A 21,452-nucleotide genomic window follows, 5' to 3' on the forward strand; every position below is an offset into this window, starting at 1 on the left:
GGTGAAGACAATTGGTGAAATTAAAAACGGTACAAGATTATAAACAAGGGCTGCTTGAAGGGAAAAGAACAGCGTTAGCTCAAGCCATTACTTTAATTGAAAGTAAAGCGCCGAAGCATAAAGCAATAGCACAACAGCTGATTAAAGAAATCTATCCCCATACGGGGCATTCAGTGCGCATTGGTTTTACTGGCGTACCAGGAGCAGGAAAAAGTACGCTGATTGACAAATTTGGATCGTATCTATGCAAAAATGGCCATTCCGTTGCAGTTTTAGCAGTCGATCCAAGCAGTACCTTGTCTGGAGGAAGTATTTTAGGAGATAAAACCAGAATGGAGCTGCTTGCCAAACAAGAGAACGCTTTTGTCCGTCCTTCACCTTCTCAAGGAACGCTTGGAGGTGTTCATCTTAAAACGAGAGAAGCCATTTTTCTTTGTGAAGCGGCTGGGTATAACATCATATTTGTCGAAACGATGGGTGTTGGCCAAGGTGAAATGATTGTAAAAGAGATGGTAGACTTCTTTGTTTTGCTTGCTTTAACCGGAGCAGGAGATGATTTGCAAGGAATTAAAAAAGGGCTGCTTGAATGGGTTAATTTAATTTGTGTAAATAAAGCAGACGGGGATAACCGGCTAAAAGCAGAAGTGACTGCAAAAGAATACAAAAGTGTCATCGGTTTTCTTCACGGTCATTCCGGAGGGTGGAAACCACAGGTCATCACAACTTCTGCTTATGAAGAAGCGTCGTTTCAACATTTATGGCAGATAATTTGTGACTATAAGGAATGGATGAATAAAAAAGATCTGTTTTATGCAGTAAGACAAAAGCAAATGAAGGCATGGTTACAAGCAAGTGTTAATGAATATTTACAAGAATCATTTTATGAACATCCTTTAGTTAAGCAAACATTAGGGGATGTTGAAAAACAAATGATGACCGGAGATGCCACAATGGCTGAAGCTCTCCAACACTTGATTAAAATCTATCAGCAGGCGATGAAAGAAATGTAAAAAAGGATCCTGCATTTTATGCGGATCCTTCTACACTAGGGAGTTAAGAGTATGGTTTTCTAGCTGTAAAAACAGTATCACCATTTCTTTTCTTGTTTAATCTTGATTACCAAGAAAAAATGAGTCAAAGCAATCGCCTTTTTAGTTTTCGTTTGCTATGATAAAGGATAGATAGCAAAAGGGAGGTATGAAAATGAATATCGATTTTAACTTGTTTATGAACGACGTTGTTCGTCAGGCCCGTAAAGAAATTACAGCTGCTGGTTATACAGAATTAACGACGGCTGAAGCGGTAGATGAAACGTTTAAACAGCCTGGCACAACGCTTGTAATGGTGAATTCAGTTTGCGGTTGTGCAGGAGGTATTGCAAGACCTGCTGCAGCGCACGCTGTACATTATGATAAACGTCCAACAAACTTGGTTACAGTATTTGCTGGGCAAGATAAAGAAGCAACTGCGCGTGCACGCGAATACTTTGAAGGTTATCCACCTTCATCTCCATCTTTCGCTTTATTAAAAGACGGAAAAATTATCACAATGGTAGAGCGTCACGAAATTGAAGGCCATGAGCCAATGTCAGTTGTGATGAAGCTGCAAGAAGCGTTCGAACAGAACTGTGAAGAAGTGTAAGAGAGAAGCCGTTTTGAACGGCTTCTTTTTTTATGCATTTTTTTACCCGTCTGTATGCAGGCTTTCTAATGAGTGGAAAATGTTGAGAAAAGGTATTTTCAAATAGTGAAACTTATATTTAAAAAAGATATTGCATATTTATAATGTTGTGTTAAAATACATTTATATGAATATATATTTAAATTTCGACATTTACTTGCAATAGTAAAAAACTTATTTCATAATATTATTAATTTTTAAAAAATAATGTAAGGAATAAACTAGGGGGAACGAAGATGAAATTGAAAAAGTGGTTATCGGTAACGGCAATTGGTCTCTTAACAGCAGGCGTTTTAGCTGCATGCGGAGCAGGAGAAGGAACGTCTAATGGCGGAGCAAGCAGCGACGACAAAGATAAAAAAGTACTTGTAATGGGAACATCAGCAGATTACCCACCCTTTGAATATATTGATACGGCAAAAGGTGATAGTGAAGCAATCGGATTTGACGTAGATTTAGCAAAAACAATCGGTAAAAAGTTAGGCTATGACGTGCAGGTAAAGGATATGGAATTTGGCGGATTAATTCCAGCTTTACAATCTAATAAAGTCGATTTAGTTTTAGCCGGTATGACGCCAACTGAAAAGCGTAAAAAGAACGTGGACTTCTCAGACGTATACTATGAAGCAAAAAACATGATTGTATCGAAGAAAGATGCGCCAATTAAAAACGCAGAAGAACTAAAAGGAAAAACAGTCGGTGTACAAACTTCTTCTATTCAAGCAGACGAAGCAAAAGAAATTGCAAAAGAAGTTGACGGAGTAAATGTAACAACGCGTGACCGTATTCCAGAACTAATTCAAGAAATGAAATCAAATCGTATCGATGCAGCGATTATTGAAGATACAGTAGCTAAAGGGTATGTGAACAAAGACAAAAGCTTGCAAATGTCTGATACAGGACGTCCCGATTCAAGTAAAGGATCAGCAATCGCATTTCCTAAAGACAGCAAGCTAACGAATGACTTTAACCGTGAATTAAAGAAAATGAAAGAAAACGGTGAATTGGATAAATTAATCGTTAAGTGGTTTGACGACCAAAAATAAGAATGATAGTTAGAGAGGAATGGAACTAGGCATGAATTTGGATTTTTCGCAAATCGTGCCTTCTATGCCTTATATTTTAAAAGGGATAGGGGTAACGATACAGATAGTCCTAGCTTCAGCAATTTTAGGGTTTGTGCTGGGAGTTATTTTATCTTTATGTAAAATCAGCCGCAATAAACCTCTTCAATGGTTTGCGGATGCATATACGTCTGTGTTTCGCGGAACACCGCTTGTACTGCAATTATTATTAATATACTTTGGATTACCTCAGCTGCTCGGGTTTGATATTGCCCCGTTTCCAGCAGCCGTTGCTGCGTTCGGGCTAAACTCTGCAGCATATATATCTGAAATTATTCGCGCTGGTATTTTAGCTGTTGATAAAGGACAGCGTGAAGCGGCATTAGCGTTAGGAATTCCTTATCGCCGCATGATGGGACAAATTATTTTGCCACAGGCACTTAAAAATATTTTACCTGCTTTAATGAATGAGTTCATTACATTAACAAAGGAATCAGCTATCGTTACAGTTATTGGAGCACTCGACATTATGCGACGTGCTTACATTGTAGGGGGAGAAAAATTCGCCTACCTTGAACCGTTAATTTTTGCAGGGTTGATTTATTATGTAATGGTAATGGGCTTAACGCTCCTTGGTAAAGCAGTCGAGAGGAGAATGAGAAAAGGTGATTAACGTTGAAAATTTACACAAATCATTTGGTAAGAATGACGTTTTAAAAGGTATTTCAACTACGATTAAGGAAAAAGAAGTCGTAGCTGTTATTGGCCCTTCTGGTTCTGGTAAATCTACTTTTTTACGCTGTATGAACCTGCTTGAAGAACCGACGAGCGGATTAGTTTCCATTAACGGTCAAGTGATTACAGATAAAAAAACAAACATTATGCGTGTGCGTGAAAATGTAGGAATGGTATTTCAGCATTTTCACTTGTTTCCACATATGACAGTGCTTGAAAATTTGACGTATGCTCCGATGACGGTAAAAGGCGTGTCAAGAGAAACGGCTGTTGCTAAAGGCAAAGAATTACTCCAAAAAGTTGGACTTGCTCAAAAAGCCAACGAGTTTCCAAGTCGCTTATCGGGCGGTCAAAAGCAGCGTGTAGCTATTGCAAGAGCATTGGCAATGGAGCCGAAAGTAATGCTGTTTGACGAACCAACATCAGCATTGGATCCAGAGATGGTAAAAGAAGTGCTAGATGTAATGAAGTCGCTAACAGAAACAGGAATGACGATGGTCATTGTAACGCATGAAATGGGATTTGCACGAGAAGTAGCGGATCGTGTGCTGTTTTTAGACGGCGGTGTGCTTGTTGAAGATGCGCCTCCGGCCGAATTTTTCTCAGCCCCTAAAAGCAAGCGTGCTAAAGATTTCTTAGAAAAGATTTTATAATAAAAAAAGTGCAGGAAGAGTACGATCTTTTCTGCACTTTTTTTATTGAAATTTATAAAGTACAGCAAGATTTAAGGTTGTGTTATTTTTCTATTCGTGTTAATAAAGAATAGAGTATTTTATCACACTAAAAAGAAACCAACATGTAGGAGTCTAGAAAATGAAATTTAAAATTGGGTACCGGACAATTAAAACAGCCGTCGGTACATCACTGGCTATTATTATAGCTCAGTTCTTTCACCTCGAGTTTTTTGTATCAGCTGGAATTATCACCATTTTGTGCATTCAAAATTCAAAGAAAAAATCGCTGCGAAGCGCAAGCGATCGTTTTATTGCTTGTTCTTTATCCATTCTGTTTTCGTTTATATTCTTTGAAGGGATTGCTTATCATCCACTTGTTATAGGACTGATGCTGCTTTTGTTTATTCCGGTTACGGTTATATTCAAAGTTAATGCAGGCATTGTTACAAGCTCCGTTATTTTGCTTCATATTTACTCCAAAGGCAATATGACGTGGGGAATCGTCTTTAATGAACTTGGCTTAATTGTAATTGGGATAGGGGTTGCCCTGCTTGTGAATTTATATATGCCAAGTTTAGATCAAGAGCTTCGCACGTATCAGCAAGAAATTGAAGAAAATTTCCGATCGATGTTAAAGGAAATTGCCCTGTATCTCAGAACCAATGACAGCAGCTGGGACGGTAAGGAAATTGCAGATACGGTAAAAATTTTAGAAAAAGCAAAAAGCCTTGCGTTTCGTGATGTAGAAAATCATTTTGTGCGTGGGGAAAATTATTATTACCGCTATTTTAAAATTCGTGAAAAACAGCTTGAAATTATTGAGCGTACGCTTCCTCTCATTACCGCTATTGATTTGGTGGTCGAACAGCGCTACATGATTGCCGATTTCATTGAAGAATTAAGTCTATCCATCCACCCCGGTAATACAGCAAAATTATTTTTAGCCAAACTTCAGCATTTACGAGAAGCGTTTGCAGAGATGCCGCTTCCCAAAACGCGGGAAGAGTTTGAAGCGCGTGCCGATTTACTGCACGTAGTCAAAGAAATTGAACAATATTTGGTTATTAAACAAACCTTAAAAATATGTTAAACAGCATGCATGTTGTGTATCTTGCTTACGAACACTAAATAAGACAAGAGATGTCTCTCTTGTCTTTTACTTAGGACTAACGTAAGGTGGTGGATTACGTGCATGTGTTTGCTTTTATCTTTTTACTACTATCTCCGGTTTGGCCATTAGGAGAAAATCCGTTACCAAATGATCCTTATATTATTATTAATAAACAAAGCAATGAGCTTGCTTATATTCAAAATAAAGAAATTAAACAAATTATTAAAGTAGCAACGGGGAAAACAGTTAATCTGACGCCCGAAGGAGAGTTCACGGTAACAGTAAAAGCTGTTAATCCTTATTATCGGAGAAGTAACATTGAAGGAGGCGCTCCTCAAAATCCTCTAGGTGTAAGGTGGATTGGGTTTGATGCAAGAGAGACTGACGGACGTATTTATGGCATTCACGGTACAAATCAGCCGGATTCCATCGGTAAATATGTATCGAATGGCTGTATTCGCGTAGAAAATCGTGAAGTAAGCCATTTATATGATCAAGTCCCGTTAGGTACAAAAGTATGGATTGTATCTACAGATCAATCTTTTGAAGAGTTAGCCGCTCAAAAAGGCATTGTGAATATACAGCAAAAGACTGGTGACTAGTCACCAGTCTTTTTTATATGTTTGCATTGCACAAAGAAACAGCAGTGCATCTATGTTTTTAGTCATCAGTCTCGATTAAAACCACATCGCAAGTCCCGCTAGAAGCGTAGATATTAACATGACAAGAAGCATTAAAAACACAATGGTTTTTTGGATTTTCTTATTAGACATACAACCAAAGTCCTCCTACACGTTTTTTTCTTATTTTACATGTCTTCCGCTGCTTAGACAAGCAACTTTCTGTACATACGCGAGCAGGAGATTTCTTTTGTTTTCAAGAATATGTGTAAATGAAAACGCTTTTTTAAAGAGGTGAGAAAGTGATAAAAGGAATTGATCACATAGGAGTAGCTGTAAAATCAATTGAAGGCAGCCTCCCTTTTTACGAAAAGGTATTAGGACTGTCTCTATTGAAAGTAGAAAAAGTAGAAGAACAAGGAGTAAAAGTGGCTTTTATTCAGTGCGGCAACGTAAAAATTGAATTATTAGAGCCGCTCTTTGAAGACAGTGCAGTCGGTGCGTTCATTAAAAAGAGAGGTGAAGGTCTTCACCATGTTTCTTTAGGTGTACGTACGATTGAAGAACGGATTAACGAGTTAAAGGAAAAAGGTGTACAAATGATTGACGATGTTCCGCGAAAAGGCGCAGGGGAAGCATCCATTGCTTTTTTGCATCCTAAGTCAGCAAACGGTGTTCTTTATGAGCTCTGTGAAAAAACACTAGAGGAGGAGAAGAAGCATGGTTGACATTTATGATAAATTAAATGAATTGTACGATAAGCGCCGGAAAATCGAGTTAGGCGGTGGAGACGAAAAAATTGAAAAACAGCACCATAAAGGGAAGCTAACGGCACGTGAACGAATTGAAATTCTTTTGGATGAACATACATTTGTCGAGTTAAATCCGTTTATTGAGCATCGGTGTGCTGACTTCAGTATGAATAATCAAGTAGGACCAGGAGACGGGGTAGTAACAGGCTACGGCAAGATAAACGGTCGCTCAGTCTATTTGTTTTCGCAAGATTTTACGGTATTTGGAGGCGCGTTAGGTGAGATGCATGCTAAAAAAATTGCGCACGTAATGGATTTAGCGGCTAAAACAGGCGTGCCGTTTATTGGTTTAAATGATTCAGGCGGGGCTCGTATTCAAGAGGGCGTCATGTCTCTTGATGGATACGGTCATATTTTTTATCGAAACGCCATTTATTCAGGTGTTATGCCTCAAATATCTGTTATTATGGGTCCTTGTGCAGGCGGAGCCGTGTACTCACCGGCGATTACGGACTTTGTTTTTATGGTAGAAGAAACAAGTCAAATGTTCATTACCGGACCAAAAGTAATTGAAACCGTAACGGGAGAAAGCATTTCCTCTGAAAATCTTGGAGGAGCAGCTGTTCATAACGAAATTAGCGGTAACGCCCATTTCAGAGGTTCAACAGAACAAGAGGTACTAGAACAAGTACGAACGCTCTTAAGCTATCTTCCGCAGTCTAGTCAAGAGCAGCCTCCTTTAGCTTCAGAGGCACAGAGTGATCATTACCGTCCGGATTTATTAGACGTTGTCCCGTTTGATGCCGTGCGTCCTTACGATGTGCGTCAAGTCATTCACCAAGTAGTGGACGAGCACTCCTTTTTTGAAGTGCAAAAAGACTTTGCCAGAAATATTGTCATTGGTTTTGCCCGCATAGATGGAAAAGTTGTCGGACTTGTGTGTAACCAGCCTAAAGTAATGGCAGGCAGTTTAGATATTAACTCCTCAGATAAAGCAGCAAGGTTTATTCGGTTTTGCGATTCATTTAATATCCCACTTATTACATTTGAAGATGTTACAGGTTTTTTCCCAGGTATCAAGCAGGAACATGGCGGAATTATACGACATGGTGCTAAAATTTTATATGCATACTCCGAAGCTACCGTTCCGAAAATCACGGTGATCTTGCGAAAGGCGTACGGAGGTGCGTATGTAGCTTTAAATAGTAAATCGATTGGAGCCGACCTTGTGTATTCGTGGCCGAATGCAGAAATTGCTGTTATGGGTCCTCAAGGTGCTGCAAATATTATCTTTGCAAACGACATTCGAGGTAGCGAAAACCCAGATGAAACAAGACACGAAAAAATTGAGCAGTATCGCGAGAAATTTGCTAATCCTTACGTAGCGGCAAGCGCTGGAATGGTCGATGATGTGATTGATCCTCGGGAAACACGAATAAAATTAATACAAGCGCTTGAAATGTTGCACAATAAAAAGGAAGAGCGTCCAGCAAAGAAACATGGTAACATACCATTGTAGGTTATTTTTGGAGGGATTACATATTATGATTAATGAACAACGAATCGTTGATTTATTTATTGAATTAGTACAAGTAGACTCAGAAACAAAGCATGAAGAAAAAATCGCTGTTGTACTAAAAGAAAAATTTACGGCATTAGGCGTCGAAGTAGTAGAAGATGATGCCAAAGAAAAAACAGGCCACGGAGCCAACAACTTAATCTGCACACTGCCAGCTACAAAAGAAGGCGTAGACACAATCTACTTTACTTCTCATATGGATACAGTCGTACCTGGAAATGGTATTAAACCATCTATTGAAGATGGCTATATTAAAAGTGACGGCACGACAATTCTTGGAGCGGATGATAAAGCAGGCTTAGCAGCAATGCTAGAAGCAATCACCGTATTAAAAGAAGAAAACATCGCGCACGGTAAAATTGAATTTATTATTACAGTAGGAGAAGAATCTGGCTTAGTGGGTGCTAAAGCTCTTGATTCTAGTCTCGTAACGGCAAAATTCGGCTATGCTTTAGATAGCGATGGCAAAGTGGGAGACATTATTGTTGCTGCGCCGACGCAAGCAAAAGTAAATGCAACAATTTATGGAAAAACAGCTCATGCGGGTGTAGCTCCTGAACGAGGCGTTTCTGCTATTACGATTGCTTCAAGAGCCATTTCTAAAATGCCGCTTGGACGTATTGATGAAGAGACTACAGCGAATATTGGACGTTTTGAAGGTGGAACGCAAACGAATATCGTGTGTGACCGCGTCGATATTTTAGCAGAAGCTCGTTCATTAATTCCAGAAAAAATGGAAGCACAAGTAGCGAAAATGAAAGAAGCGTTTGAAACAGCTGCACAAGAAATGGGCGGACGTGCAGAAGTTGATATTAAAGTGATGTATCCAGGCTTTAAATTTGGCGATGGAGATCATGTTGTCGAAGTTGCTAAAAAAGCCGTGGCTAATATCGATCGTCCTTCACGCCTGCTTCAAAGCGGAGGCGGAAGCGATGCAAATGTAATCGCAGGCTTTGATATCCCAACAGTAAATTTAGCAGTTGGTTATGAAGACATTCATACAACCAATGAAAAAATTCCGGTAGAAGAACTGGTGAAGACATCTGAACTAGTAGTGTCGATTATTAAAGAAGTAGCAAAATAATAGTTGCAGCCTTGCTTTTATATAAAAGCAAGGCTTTTTACATAGTGAATAGTAAATAGTCTGAATTTTTTAACATAATGTATAATGAAGAAAAGACGGTCGTTTTGTACAATAAAGTTAGTAATACATTTTACAAAGTAGAAGTTGAAAATAACGTATATAAAAAATATGTAAGCGCTTTCAATTTAAGTTTTATCAACAGATATTCTTGGGAGGTTGATGCAATGCGATCACCGGAAAGTTTGCAGTCCATCATTCAAAACTTTAATGAAGTAGAAAAAGGGTTGTCCAATAGAGAAGCAGTCGAAGAATCTAATCGATGTTTGTACTGTTATGATGCACCCTGTATTCAGGCATGCCCTACAGGAATTGACATCCCGACGTTTATTAAAAAAATTGCATCGGGCAATTTAAAGGGCTCTGCCGAAACGATTATGTCTTCGAATCCAGTAGGAGCAAGCTGTTCGAGAGTCTGTCCAACCGATGAACTATGTGAAGGAGCGTGTGTGCTAAACCATTCAACCAAACCAATTATGATTGGAGATTTGCAGCGCTACGCAACGGATTGGGCTATTCAAAATGAACAGGTGCTGTTTGAAAAAGGAAAAGCCAATGGCAAAAAGGTAGCGATTGTTGGGGGAGGTCCGGCTGGTCTCTCTGCAGCAAGAGAACTGGCCCGATTTGGGTACGAGGTAACCATTTTTGAAGCGGAAAAACAAGCAGGAGGGTTAAATACATATGGAATCGTGTCGTTTCGTCTTCCTCAAGCGATTTCATTCTGGGAAGTTGAACAAGTAAAAAGCTTAGATGTAAAAATTAAAACAAATGTAAGAATTGGAGAAGATATTCTTCCAAGCGAATTACTGCAGTCATATGACGCGGTTGTATTAGCTATTGGTATGAGTAAGGTGCCTTCTCTACATGTTGAAGGTGAAGAGCTAGACGGTGTGTATGATGCGATTGATTTTGTGAAAAAAACGAAGTCAGAAGCGCTATCAACAGAATTTGTTGGTAAGCGTGTAGCCGTCATTGGAGCGGGAAATACTGCGATTGATGGTGCTACATGTTCCGTGCGCTTGGGAGCTGAAAATGTTCAAATTTTATACCGTCGTACACGAGAAGAAATGACGGCTTATGATTTTGAATTTGAATTTGCGAAACAAGATGGTGTTGAATTCCGCTGGTTAACGGCTCCTATACGAATTATTGGAGATGAAAATGGTAAGGTGAGCGGGATTGAATGTGTAAAAATGACCCTAACAGATCCAGATGCAGACGGCCGCAGGAAGCCTGTTCCTGTTGAAGGTTCAACGTTTACGATTCCAGTCGATGCTGTTGTTAAAGCAATTGGTCAAGAACGTTACCTGTCTTTGATTCAACAATTCCAGCTGAACCATGAAGACGGAGTTGTCTTAATAAATCAAGAGACGTTCCAAACATCAAATCCAAAAGTATTTGCTTGCGGAGACGTCATTTTTGGTAAAGGGCAAGGAGAAGCAATGGTTGTGACCGCTGCTCAGCAAGGAAAACAAACGGCGTTAAATATTCATATGCAGTTATCAAAAGAAACAATGGAAACAGCTTAAAATCAGGAGGAGGAGAAATCTATGGCAGATTTAACAACAAATTTAGCAGGTATTCAATCACCAAATCCGTTTTGGCTGGCATCCGCACCGCCAACCAATTCAGGTTATCAAGTGCAGCGTGCATTTGAAGCAGGATGGGGAGGCGCAGTTTGGAAAACGCTTGGTGATCCGATTTTAAATGTTTCCTCTCGATTTGCTGCCGTTGGCTTCAACGGTCAGCGCGTAGCCGGCTTTAACAATATTGAGCTAATCACCGATCGTCCGCTTGAAGTTAATTTGAAGGAAATCTATGAAACGAAAAAGAAGTTTCCTAACCACGCAATTATTGCCTCTCTTATGGTAGAGCCTCAGCAAGAAAAATGGCATGAGATTGTCAAAAAAGTAGAAGATGTAGGAGTAGATGGATTAGAGCTGAACTTTGGCTGTCCGCATGGAATGGCAGAACGAGGGATGGGTGCTGCCTCTGGGCAAGTCCCTGATTTAGTTGAAAAACAAACGTATTGGGCCAAAGAAGTAGCCCAAACGCCGGTCATTGTTAAGCTAACCCCAAATATCACAGATATTACCGTTACAGCAGAAGCAGCGGTTCGAGGTGGTGCCGACGCTGTTAGTATGATTAACACCATTAATAGTTTAGCAGGAGTAGACATTCATTCATGGAATACAATTCCACACGTAGCGGGAAAAGGCGCTCACGGAGGCTATTGCGGCCCGGCTGTTAAGCCGATTGCATTAAACATGGTTGCTGAATGTGCAAGAAGTCCGTTTATTAACGTTCCAATATCTGGTATGGGAGGCGTTTCGAACTGGCAAGAAGCAGTGGAATTTATGCTCATGGGTGCTACAGGTGTGCAAGTATGTACAGCTGCTATGCATCACGGATTCCGCATTGTAGAGGATATGATTCAAGGTCTCAACTATTACTTGGATGAAAGAGGAATCGAAAAAGTAAGCGATATTGTAGGGAAAGCCGTTTCAAAATATTCCGACTGGGGCAACTTAGATCTCAATTATAAAGTAGTGGCTCGCATCGACCCTGATACGTGTATTAACTGCAATAAGTGTCATATTTCTTGTGAAGATACTTCTCACCAATGTATTGATATGTTGAAAGATCCTTCAGGGAAACCTTATTTAAAAGTACGAGAAGAAGATTGTGTAGGCTGTAATTTATGTTCGATTGTATGTCCTGTGGACGGAGCTATATCCATGGTTGAATTACCAAATGAACAACCGCCAATGACGTGGAATGAACGCCAAGCTGCTTTACAAGCGACGGCTGCACAGCGATTGGACGTATAAATACAAAGGGGATGAAGAAATGAAGAAAATCGTTAAAAATGGTGTCATAGTCACAGCAACAGATACGTATAAAGCCGATATTTTAATTGAAAATGGAGTGATTTCGGCAATTGGCTCAGCTTTTGAAGAACAGGGATGCGAAGTGATTGATGCAAAAGGCAACTATGTATTCCCAGGAGGCATCGATCCCCATACTCATTTAGATATGCCGTTTGGAGGGACCGTTACAAAAGACGACTTTGAAACAGGTACAAGAGCAGCAGCTTTTGGAGGTACGACAACTGTTATTGATTTTTGCTTAACCAATAAAGGCGAACCGCTCCAAAAAGCGATCGGCACATGGCATGAAAAATCAAAAGGAAAAGCGGCTATCGATTACAGCTTTCATCTAATGATTGGAGAAATCACGGAAGATGTATTAAATGAGCTTCCTACGATTATTGAAAAAGAAGGAATTACTTCTTTTAAAGTGTTCATGGCCTATAAAAATGTTTTTCAAGCAGACGATGCTACCCTTTACCAAACGCTAGTGCAAGCTAAAAAACTAGGGGCGCTTGTGATGGTACATGCTGAAAATGGAGATGTTATTGAGTATTTAACGGCAAAAGCGCTGGAGCAAGGACAAACTGATCCTATCTATCATGCCCTCACTCGTCCTCCGGAAATAGAAGGAGAAGCTACGGGAAGAGCCGCAGTGCTAACCGAGCTTGCTGACTCACAGCTCTATGTTGTTCACGTATCTTGCGCTGAAGCGGTTAAAAAGATTGCTGAAGCAAGGGAAAAAGGCGTAAATATCTGGGGCGAAACGTGTCCGCAGTATTTGACGCTTGACCAAACCTATTTAGAGAAACCGGATTTTGAAGGAGCAAAATACGTATGGTCGCCGCCTTTACGTGAAAAATGGAACCAAGATGTTTTGTGGAATGCCCTGCGTAATGGCGACTTGCAAACGATTGGATCAGATCAGTGCTCGTTTGATTTTAACGGTCAAAAAGATCTAGGAAAAGGAGATTTTACAAAGATTCCAAACGGAGGACCTATTATCGAGGATCGCATGAGCCTTTTATTTTCAGAAGGAGTAGTGAAAAACCGAATTAATATCAATCAGTTTGTGGATATAACATCAACAAAAATCGCGAAGCTGTTCGGACTGTATCCGAAAAAAGGAACGATAGCAGTTGGTGCAGACGCGGATCTGCTTATATTTGACCCTTCTGTTGAACGTGCGATTTCAGCTAAAACGCATCATATGGCAGTTGATTATAGCGCATTTGAGGGAATGAAAGTTACAGGTGAGCCGGTTTCAGTGCTTTGCCGAGGAGAATTTGTCTTAAAAGATAAGCAGTTTGTCGGTCAAAAAGGCTATGGACAGTATACAAAAAGAGCAAAGTTTAATGAGTTAAACACGGCTAACGAAGCTGAAAAATTAACGTTATAAAAACAGATGCCAAAATAGATTGGAGGCAGGGGAATGTCAAGTTACCATGAATATATGGCAGAGCGGGAAAAGATTGATTTTTTGCTGCAAAAAGGATTTAAAATAACGGCTGTAACAGAGAATCTAAGCGGGGCGTTTGTGACGTTTGAACGCATCGAAAAGAATCAAACCGAACAAGAAACGCTTCATATATTGACGGCGGATGCTAGAAAGTATTTTTCATCTTTACTGATTCAACAAGTATAAAAACGAAGGCTGAGACAAAATTATTTTAGCTGAAGGAAGATCCGAACGATGAATCGTTCGGATTTTTTTATTGGTAGGGTGAACGTAGGTTTCACGTATGCAGGTGCTCCTAGATGTTGATGGAAGTAATTTAGTTATGTCTCAATCCCTTTCTTTGTTTACTAAGACCTATAAGTTTTTTACTATATTGGCTGACAAAAGTGATCCGTTTTTGTGTTTTTTTCGTTTTGGATGTGAAACAAAATAACTAGATATTATCCATTGACTGTATTACAGTTGTTACATTTCGTTTACATCGAAAGAGAAAAGGTTTAGTTATCTAGTAAATTGTAGTAAATATTATAGTAGAACGTTTTCACAATAAATCTATTAAATATAAAAAGGGTGTGACACGGATGGATCAAGCTACGCAGTGTATGACACAAGAAGAAACAAAAATTATTGATAAATTAAAAATGGAAATGTTAAATGCAGTGTCACTACAAGATTTGCGTTTTTATAAAAAAGAAATTCACCGAATTAAAGAACAAGCGGTTAAGCGCCACGGTTTTTTTAATAAATTACAGCAAACGGCTCAGAAGCTGTAACGATCCATTATCGTTACAGCTTTTTTCGTTTCTTTTATTAAATATTTTATTTCTTCTAAATATTTAATATAATGTAAGAAGATATAGCTTTTGTTCTACACATATGCGAAATACGCGTTAATGATCCAGGAGACATGATGTGAAATTCGCTAGGGGCGGTGTTGACTTGAAATCATATTTAACAGTAACAGAGATTTTAACAAGGAAACATTTTGTAAACTGTGAAGTAATAGCTGGAGAGAAAGGGCTTACTAATTCTGTGAAGTGGGTGCACGTGATGGAAGTGACGCGCATTAATGAGCTGCTAAAAGGAAACGAGCTCATTTTATCAACAGGGGTAGGCTGGGGAGAAGATCCTCAATCTTGTTTATCATTTCTTCAGCAATTAATTTCTTGTAAGGCATCAGGACTGTGTATTGAACTTGGCACTTATACTTCTAAGATTCCGCAAATTGTCATTGATAAAGCGAACGAATGTGATTTTCCGATTATTTTATTTCATGAAGAAGTTCCGTTCGTTGAAATTACGCAAGATGTTCACTCACTTTTAATTAATCAGCATTATCAAATGATTTCCGATTTAGAACAGTATTCTCATCGGCTAAATCAGCTGCTGTTAACAGTTAATGACCCGGCCGTTATCTTACAGTGTTTATATGAATCTACGGGGCTTCTTGTCGGCCTTAAAGTTTCAAATGAATTACTTACCTTTGCTCCGGAAATGGACTTACTCAAACAGCAGCTTCTACTTCATTATATAAGCAGGGAAAATGAGAGTCCGCATTTTACTGAGCAGCCTATTCATTTATTAGGACAAGATTATGCTCAGCTGTATGTCGCCTCTATAAATGAAGCGTTAACAGAACTTGAAGTGCTCACCGTTGACCGGACGGCAACTGCACTTGCTCAGCATTTTTTGAAGGACTTGTATGTCGAAGAGAAAAAAAGAGTAGATGAAACTGAATGGATGACGAAATGGATGAACGGAGAGCTAACTCTTGAACAAATAAAAGATTCTATGCACGAGGTGTGTTCAGATTCTCCTATTCGCGGGGGTATCGTTGTTTGCTGTAAGTGGCAAAGACGGGAAAAGTTTGATCGAACGTATTTTAAGCTGATCTTACGAAGCATCTTTGAACAAGAAGGCTTTCACTTATTAGTCTCCGAGCGAAATCGCGAAGTGTTATTTATTCTTTTGAACAAACGAATGGTTAGCACGTGGAGAGAGAGATTAGAAAGCAGCCTTCACCGCTGGATGAATCAATACGAATCGGATGAAAACTCAAAGCGGAACGCTATTAGCTTTATCGGAATTGGCCAATACTGTGAACAGCTTGACTGTATGCATAAAAGCTATGAAACGGCTAAAGAAACAATTTCGATTCAAGAAATGCTGCAAAAACAAACCATTATTCATTTTTATGATGATTTGCATATGTACCGAATTATTTCGCTTTTACATCAGCATGAAGACTTACAGGAAGTGGTGTTTGAATATCTGCAGCCCGTTATTACATATGATGAAACGTACAATGCAAAACTCATGGAAACATTAAAAATTTATTTAGCATGCAACGGATCTAAACAAGAGACGGCTAAGCGTTTATACATTGTGAGGCAAACGCTGTATCACCGCATTGAAAAACTAGAAAAGCTGCTGGGTGAAGATTTTATGGAGCCGGAAAAACGATTGGCGATTGAATTTATGATTATGGCATACGAATATTTGTTTATGATGAAAAAGTCGCGTGCGGAATTTATAAACGGATAAGTAAGCAGCTGGAAACAGCTGTTTTTTTATGTTGAGGATGATTTTACTATATGTTCATTTTAGTTCATGCTTTCTCCGAGTTCACTGCGCAAAATGTGAAACGAGAATCTAGAGTTGTTTCACATTTTGTCTAATGCAACCACCATTTATTTATTCAATAATAAAGGTAGATTTGTCATTTCTTATTTTTTGAGGAGGCCAAGCGATATGTCAGTTGTGAATAATGATACGCAAGTTTTAAAAAATTACGTGGGCGGAAAATGGGTTGATACGGCAGGGCAAAAATTTGGAGAGGTAATTAATCCATCGACGGGCGAAGTAATTGCAAAAGTACCGCTTTCTACAAAAGAAGACGTAGCCAATGCGGTGGAAACAGCGCAAAAAACATTTGAAACATGGCGTAACGTTCCTGCTCCAAAACGAGCAAGATTAATGTTTGCGTTTCAGCATTTACTAGTTAAGCATCACGAAGAGTTAGCGAAATTAGTTGTACAAGAAAACGGCAAGGCTTTTAAAGAAGCTTACGGTGAAGTACAGCGCGGTATTGAATGCGTGGAGTTTGCTGCGGGTGCTCCTACTTTATTAATGGGAGAATCATTAAATAACATAGCGGAAGAAATTGATTCTGAAATGTTCCGTTTTCCACTGGGTGTCGTTGGAGGCATCACACCTTTTAATTTTCCGATGATGGTACCTCTTTGGATGTTCCCTCTTGCCATTGTATGTGGAAATACGTTTGTATTAAAACCGTCTGAGCGAACGCCGCTTTTAGCAACGCGACTTGCTGAACTTTTTACAGAAGCAGGAGCACCGGATGGATTATTAAATATTGTACACGGTGCACATGATGTCGTGAATGGATTAATAGAGCACGAAAAAGTTAAAGCGATTTCATTCGTCGGATCGCAGCCGGTAGCAAAGTATGTTTATGAACAAGCTGCAGCTCAAGGGAAACGAGTTCAGGCTTTATCCGGAGCTAAAAATCATCATGTTGTGATGCCAGACTGCGATATGGATAAAGCGGTATCCCATATTATCAGCTCGGCTTATGGGAGTGCCGGCCAGCGATGCATGGCTTGCAGCGCCGTGGTCGTAGTTGGTGAAAAAGGAGATGAATTCGTCGCAAAATTAAAGCAAAAAGCAGATGAATTAATTATGGGAAGCGGATTTGATGATGAAGTGCTTCTAACGCCCGTGATTCGAAAAGAGCACCGTGATAAGGTGCTGGATTATATTGAACTTGGCATGAAAGAAGGGGCGGAACTCATTCGTGACGGACGTAAAGAAATGGATGAACATGCAGAAGGAAATTTCTTAGGAGCAACCATTTTTGACCGCGTAACTCCTGATATGACCATTGCTAAAGAAGAGATTTTTGCACCTGTACTAAGCTTGCTTCGCGCTGACACATTAGATGAAGCACTTCGCTATATGGAAAAATCTCGTTTTGGAAATGGAGCAACGATTTATACAAAAGATGCAAAAGCGGTGCGTCAATTTAGAGAAGAAGCAGATGCGGGTATGCTCGGCATTAACGTAGGAGTACCTGCTACGATGGCCTTCTTCCCATTCTCCGGCTGGAAAGACTCTTTTTACGGAGATTTGCATGTAAACGGCAAAGACGGTTTGAACTTCTTTACACGTAAAAAGATGGTTACATCACGCTTTGACTTTTAACATATAGATGAATATAGCAAGTGGCTTCGGCATTTTGTCGAAGTCTTTTCATACAGAAAAAAATACCGCGCTAGCGATTTGGGAGTGGATAAGATGGTACAGGTCAGTCAAAATGAAAAAGATCTGCGTGCAAAAGATGAGCAGTATGTATGGCATGGAATGAAACCATACAGTCCGGATGCAACGATGGTAGCTACAAAAGCAAAAGGTGCTTGGATTACAGATGAACAAGGAAATCGCTATTTAGATGCAATGGCAGGGCTTTGGTGTGTAAATACCGGGTATGGACGGGATGAGTTAGCGCTCGCAGCCTATGAGCAGCTAAAAGAACTGGCTTATTTTCCGCTCACTCAATCTCACGTACCTGCTATCAAACTAGCAGAGAAGCTAAATGAAATGCTAGGTGATGATTATGTTATCTTCTTTTCAAATAGCGGATCTGAAGCAAATGAAACGGCTTTTAAAATTGTGCGTCAATACCATCAGCAAAAAGGAGAGCATTCTCGCTACAAATTTATTTCGCGTTACCGAGGGTATCACGGAAATTCAATGGGCGCACTAGCAGCAACGGGCCAAGCTCAGCGTAAATATAAATATGAACCGCTTGCTCCTGGCTTTATTCACGTTGCGCCGCCTGATTCATACCGAGGGCAAGATGACTACCATGCGCCAAAAGAAGAGCTTCAATCTGTAAAAGATATTGACAATGTCATGACGTGGGAGCTAAGCGAAACGATTGCCGCTGTTATTATGGAGCCAATTATTACAGGTGGAGGAATTCTTTTACCGCCTCAAAATTATATGAAAGGCGTAAAAGAAACGTGTGAAAAACACGGTGCACTTCTAATTGTAGATGAAGTTATTTGCGGCTTTGGACGTACAGGAGAAGCCTTTGGTTTTATGAACTACGATGTAAAACCAGATATCATTACCATGGCAAAAGGAATTACAAGCGCATATCTTCCGCTCTCGGCAACTGCTGTTAAAAAAGAAATTTATGAAGCGTTCAAAGATAGCGATCAGTACGAGTATTTTCGCCATGTTAATACATTTGGAGGAAGTCCGGCTGCGTGTGCACTGGCATTAAAGAATTTAGAAATTATGGAAAGAGAAAATCTGTTTGATCGTTCTAAACAGCTCGGAGCTTACGTATTAAGTGAGCTAACGCCGCTTATCGATAGCCACCCATACGTCGGAGACGTAAGAGGTAAAGGGCTTTTAATCGGAATTGAACTTGTAGCTGATAAACAAACGAAGGAACCGTTAGACGTTAATCTTGTAAATGAAGTGATTGCTAAATGCAAAAGCAAAGGAGTCATTATTGGGAAAAATGGAGCAACGGTAGCCGGCTATAATAATGTTCTCACCCTTTCACCGCCGCTCAACATTGAGGAAAGTGATATTGAGCTGTTATTAGCTACTATTACGTATGCGCTTGACAGCATCAAATAGGTAAGTTTGCAAAAAGCCTGTATAATATACTTACAGGCTTTTTGTGCGTGTAAAGGAGGAAGTAGAAAATGGAATTGTTATTTTTAGGAACGGGTGCAGGAGTACCAGCAAAACAGCGGAATGTTTCATCTCTTGCGCTCGAACTTTTGCAAGAAAGAGGGGCGGTGTGGCTTTTTGATTGCGGAGAAGCAACGCAGCATCAAATTTTACATACAACCGTTAAACCGAGACGAATTGAGAAAATTTTTATTACGCACCTTCACGGTGATCATATTTACGGATTGCCCGGACTCCTTGGAAGCCGTTCGTTTCAAGGCGGAGAATCGCTGCTTACTGTATACGGGCCGAAAGGAATTAAAGAATTTATTGAAGTCACGCTTGCTGTAAGTCAAACGCATCTGCAATATTCTCTAGAGGTTGTTGAAATAGAAGAGGAAAGTGAAAGTGGAACGATTTTTGAAGATGAAACTTTTTCAGTGGAGTTTGGCAAACTTGAACATGGCATTTTATCTTATGGATATCGCGTTGTCGAAAAAGATTTGCCAGGGTCACTGGACGTTCAGCGTTTAAGAGAAATGAATATTCCCCCAGGGCCTCATTATCAGCAGTTAAAAGAAGGGAAAGAAGTAGTATTAAAAGATGGGCGTCTAATCAATGGACAAGAGTTTGTAGGAGAACCTAAAAAAGGGAAGGTCATCACGGTTTTAGGAGATACAAGAAGGTGCACGCAAAGTGTTCAGCTTGCTATGCATGCGAATGTGTTAATCCATGAAGCTACGTTTGCAGCGGGAGACGAGGAGCTTGCTTACAACTATTTTCATTCTACTGCAAAAGAAGCCGCTGAAATTGCTAAAACAGCATCGGCCGAGCGTCTTATTTTATCTCATATCAGTTCGCGTTACCAAGGAGACGCAGTCAGCCAGTTAGCAGAAGGAGCAAAAGAAATTTTTCCGAATACCGATATAGCAGAAGACTTAAAAAGGTTTACGATTTCATAAAAAAAGACGAGGATATCCTCGTCTTTTTTTACCATCCGCGTTCGTACTGAACGGGTGCTGAAAGTGTTTCATTTAATTCTTTTGCCGCCGTGCGCGGGAAGTACGGATCGCGCAGAAGTTCGCGCGCAACAAAAATTAAATCAGCGCGTTCGCTTTGTAAAACCTCTTCAGCTTGTCGTCCAGTTGTAATTAATCCAACTGCGCCTGTATCAATATTTGCCTGCTGCTTAATTTTATCTGCAAACGGAACTTGATAGCCAGGGTATACGTTAATTGGAGCATGTACAAGAGCACCAGAACTAACGTCAATTAAGTCGACGCCTTGTTCTTTCATCCATTTTGCAAATACAACGTGATCATCGACTGTTAATCCGCCTTCTGTATAGTCAGAAGCAGAAACACGGACAAATAAAGGACCGTCCCACTCTGTTTTCACAGCGTCAATAATTTCCTTTAAGAAACGATAGCGGTTTTCTGCGCTGCCGCCATATTCGTCGCTGCGTTTATTGCTTAGCGGTGATAGGAATTGATGTACTAAATAACCGTGTGCCGCGTGAAGCTCGATAATATCAAATTCAGCTTCCTTTGAGCGTCGAGCGCTTTCTTTAAAGGCAGAAATCGTTTCATGAATTTGTTCTGTGGTCATTTCCACAGGTTTTTTACTTTTATCATCAAAAGCAATCGCAGAAGGAGCATAAATATCGCCTTCAACAGTTGCTTTACGTCCTGCGTGTGCAAGTTGAATGGCCGTTTTTGCACCGCTTTCTTTTAGCTGTGTCACAAGTTTTGTTAATCCATCTCTTTGCTCATCATTCCAAATCCCTAAGTCTTGAGCTGAAATACGACCTTGTGGGACGACAGCTGAGGCTTCAACCATAATGAGACCTACTTGTCCAACCGCGCGAGTTGTGTAGTGAACCATATGAAAGTCGGTTACTACTCCGTCTTCTTTTTCGCATGAATACATGCACATTGGTGACATTACAATTCGGTTTTTTAATGTTACGTCTTTCACTGTATAAGGTGAAAATAGTTTTGTTGTCATTCGGTTTAACCTCCAATTATTTCGATACTCTAAACAAAAGTTATTATATCA

The 21,452-nt window shown here is 39.9% G+C and carries 21 protein-coding genes; 19 read left to right on the forward strand and 2 right to left on the reverse strand.

Annotation, left to right across the window (positions count from 1 at the left end; all coding sequences use genetic code 11):
• Window positions 1–14: 14 nt before the first annotated feature.
• The 7 genes from meaB to ACH0CI_RS02360 all read left to right on the forward strand — a co-directional run bounded on the left by meaB (window position 15) and on the right by ACH0CI_RS02360 (window position 5,866).
• Entirely contained in the window at window positions 15–1,010 is a 996-nt protein-coding gene (gene meaB / locus ACH0CI_RS02330) for a methylmalonyl Co-A mutase-associated GTPase MeaB (protein ID WP_033579718.1), read from the forward strand.
• A gap of 193 nt (window positions 1,011–1,203) precedes the next feature.
• A complete protein-coding gene (locus tag ACH0CI_RS02335) occupies window positions 1,204–1,641 on the forward strand; it encodes a BrxA/BrxB family bacilliredoxin (protein WP_028411575.1) in 438 nt (145 codons plus the stop codon).
• Window positions 1,642–1,922: 281 nt separating this feature from the next.
• Window positions 1,923–2,726, forward strand: a complete 804-nt coding sequence (locus tag ACH0CI_RS02340; RefSeq protein ID WP_026106695.1) for a transporter substrate-binding domain-containing protein — start codon at window positions 1,923–1,925, stop codon at window positions 2,724–2,726.
• Window positions 2,727–2,757: 31 nt separating this feature from the next.
• The gene (locus ACH0CI_RS02345) at window positions 2,758–3,417 is read left to right on the forward strand and encodes an amino acid ABC transporter permease (RefSeq protein WP_013059114.1); all 660 of its coding nucleotides are present in this window, start codon (window positions 2,758–2,760) and stop codon (window positions 3,415–3,417) included.
• Window positions 3,410–4,132 (forward strand): amino acid ABC transporter ATP-binding protein, encoded by a 723-nt coding sequence (locus ACH0CI_RS02350; protein ID WP_028411574.1) that lies wholly within the window; start codon window positions 3,410–3,412, stop codon window positions 4,130–4,132. The genes ACH0CI_RS02345 and ACH0CI_RS02350 overlap by 8 nt, the downstream gene beginning before the upstream one ends.
• 160 nt (window positions 4,133–4,292) lie before the next feature.
• On the forward strand, window positions 4,293–5,243 hold the full coding sequence (locus ACH0CI_RS02355; RefSeq protein ID WP_335388336.1) for an aromatic acid exporter family protein: 951 nt from the start codon (window positions 4,293–4,295) through the stop codon (window positions 5,241–5,243).
• Between the two features lie 98 nt (window positions 5,244–5,341).
• Window positions 5,342–5,866 (forward strand): L,D-transpeptidase, encoded by a 525-nt coding sequence (locus tag ACH0CI_RS02360; RefSeq protein ID WP_335388338.1) that lies wholly within the window; start codon window positions 5,342–5,344, stop codon window positions 5,864–5,866.
• A gap of 75 nt (window positions 5,867–5,941) precedes the next feature.
• On the opposite strand, the gene prli42 is transcribed toward ACH0CI_RS02360, so the two are convergent.
• Complete coding sequence (gene prli42 / locus ACH0CI_RS02365) at window positions 5,942–6,037, reverse strand: stressosome-associated protein Prli42 (RefSeq protein WP_149917156.1); 96 nt, start codon at window positions 6,035–6,037, stop codon at window positions 5,942–5,944.
• A gap of 149 nt (window positions 6,038–6,186) precedes the next feature.
• Here prli42 and mce point away from each other — a divergent pair, with 149 nt between their 5' ends.
• The 12 genes from mce to rnz all read left to right on the forward strand — a co-directional run bounded on the left by mce (window position 6,187) and on the right by rnz (window position 20,356).
• Window positions 6,187–6,612 carry a methylmalonyl-CoA epimerase gene (gene mce / locus ACH0CI_RS02370; protein ID WP_406900828.1) on the forward strand — a complete coding sequence of 142 codons (426 nt, stop codon included), beginning with the start codon at window positions 6,187–6,189 and terminating at the stop codon, window positions 6,610–6,612.
• The gene (locus tag ACH0CI_RS02375) at window positions 6,605–8,155 is read left to right on the forward strand and encodes an acyl-CoA carboxylase subunit beta (RefSeq protein WP_033579719.1); all 1,551 of its coding nucleotides are present in this window, start codon (window positions 6,605–6,607) and stop codon (window positions 8,153–8,155) included. The genes mce and ACH0CI_RS02375 overlap by 8 nt, the downstream gene beginning before the upstream one ends.
• 25 nt (window positions 8,156–8,180) lie before the next feature.
• Window positions 8,181–9,299, forward strand: a complete 1,119-nt coding sequence (locus ACH0CI_RS02380; RefSeq protein WP_013084962.1) for a tripeptidase T — start codon at window positions 8,181–8,183, stop codon at window positions 9,297–9,299.
• A 224-nt stretch (window positions 9,300–9,523) separates the two neighbouring features.
• Complete coding sequence (locus ACH0CI_RS02385; RefSeq protein WP_406900829.1) at window positions 9,524–10,885, forward strand: NAD(P)-dependent oxidoreductase; 1,362 nt, start codon at window positions 9,524–9,526, stop codon at window positions 10,883–10,885.
• 21 nt (window positions 10,886–10,906) lie between these two features.
• Window positions 10,907–12,187, forward strand: a complete 1,281-nt coding sequence (gene preA / locus ACH0CI_RS02390; protein ID WP_028411570.1) for an NAD-dependent dihydropyrimidine dehydrogenase subunit PreA — start codon at window positions 10,907–10,909, stop codon at window positions 12,185–12,187.
• A 19-nt stretch (window positions 12,188–12,206) separates the two neighbouring features.
• Entirely contained in the window at window positions 12,207–13,625 is a 1,419-nt protein-coding gene (gene hydA / locus ACH0CI_RS02395) for a dihydropyrimidinase (protein WP_406900830.1), read from the forward strand.
• A 33-nt stretch (window positions 13,626–13,658) separates the two neighbouring features.
• Entirely contained in the window at window positions 13,659–13,871 is a 213-nt protein-coding gene (locus ACH0CI_RS02400; RefSeq protein ID WP_028411568.1) for a hypothetical protein, read from the forward strand.
• Between the two features lie 395 nt (window positions 13,872–14,266).
• The gene (locus ACH0CI_RS02405) at window positions 14,267–14,458 is read left to right on the forward strand and encodes a hypothetical protein (RefSeq protein ID WP_013059103.1); all 192 of its coding nucleotides are present in this window, start codon (window positions 14,267–14,269) and stop codon (window positions 14,456–14,458) included.
• Between the two features lie 139 nt (window positions 14,459–14,597).
• On the forward strand, window positions 14,598–16,229 hold the full coding sequence (locus ACH0CI_RS02410; RefSeq protein ID WP_098112926.1) for a PucR family transcriptional regulator: 1,632 nt from the start codon (window positions 14,598–14,600) through the stop codon (window positions 16,227–16,229).
• Between the two features lie 207 nt (window positions 16,230–16,436).
• Window positions 16,437–17,906 carry a CoA-acylating methylmalonate-semialdehyde dehydrogenase gene (locus ACH0CI_RS02415; RefSeq protein WP_028411566.1) on the forward strand — a complete coding sequence of 490 codons (1,470 nt, stop codon included), beginning with the start codon at window positions 16,437–16,439 and terminating at the stop codon, window positions 17,904–17,906.
• Window positions 17,907–17,999: 93 nt separating this feature from the next.
• Entirely contained in the window at window positions 18,000–19,358 is a 1,359-nt protein-coding gene (locus ACH0CI_RS02420) for an aspartate aminotransferase family protein (protein ID WP_028411565.1), read from the forward strand.
• Between the two features lie 68 nt (window positions 19,359–19,426).
• Window positions 19,427–20,356: a ribonuclease Z gene (rnz, locus tag ACH0CI_RS02425; protein ID WP_335388344.1), complete on the forward strand. Its 930-nt coding sequence runs from the start codon at window positions 19,427–19,429 to the stop codon at window positions 20,354–20,356.
• A gap of 28 nt (window positions 20,357–20,384) precedes the next feature.
• On the opposite strand, the gene namA is transcribed toward rnz, so the two are convergent.
• Entirely contained in the window at window positions 20,385–21,401 is a 1,017-nt protein-coding gene (gene namA, locus ACH0CI_RS02430; RefSeq protein WP_406900831.1) for an NADPH dehydrogenase NamA, read from the reverse strand.
• Between the last annotated feature and the right edge of the window lie 51 nt (window positions 21,402–21,452).

The sequence above is a fragment of the Priestia sp. 179-F W1.4 NHS genome (assembly GCF_045369295.1).
Lineage (GTDB): Bacteria > Bacillota > Bacilli > Bacillales > Bacillaceae_H > Priestia > Priestia zanthoxyli.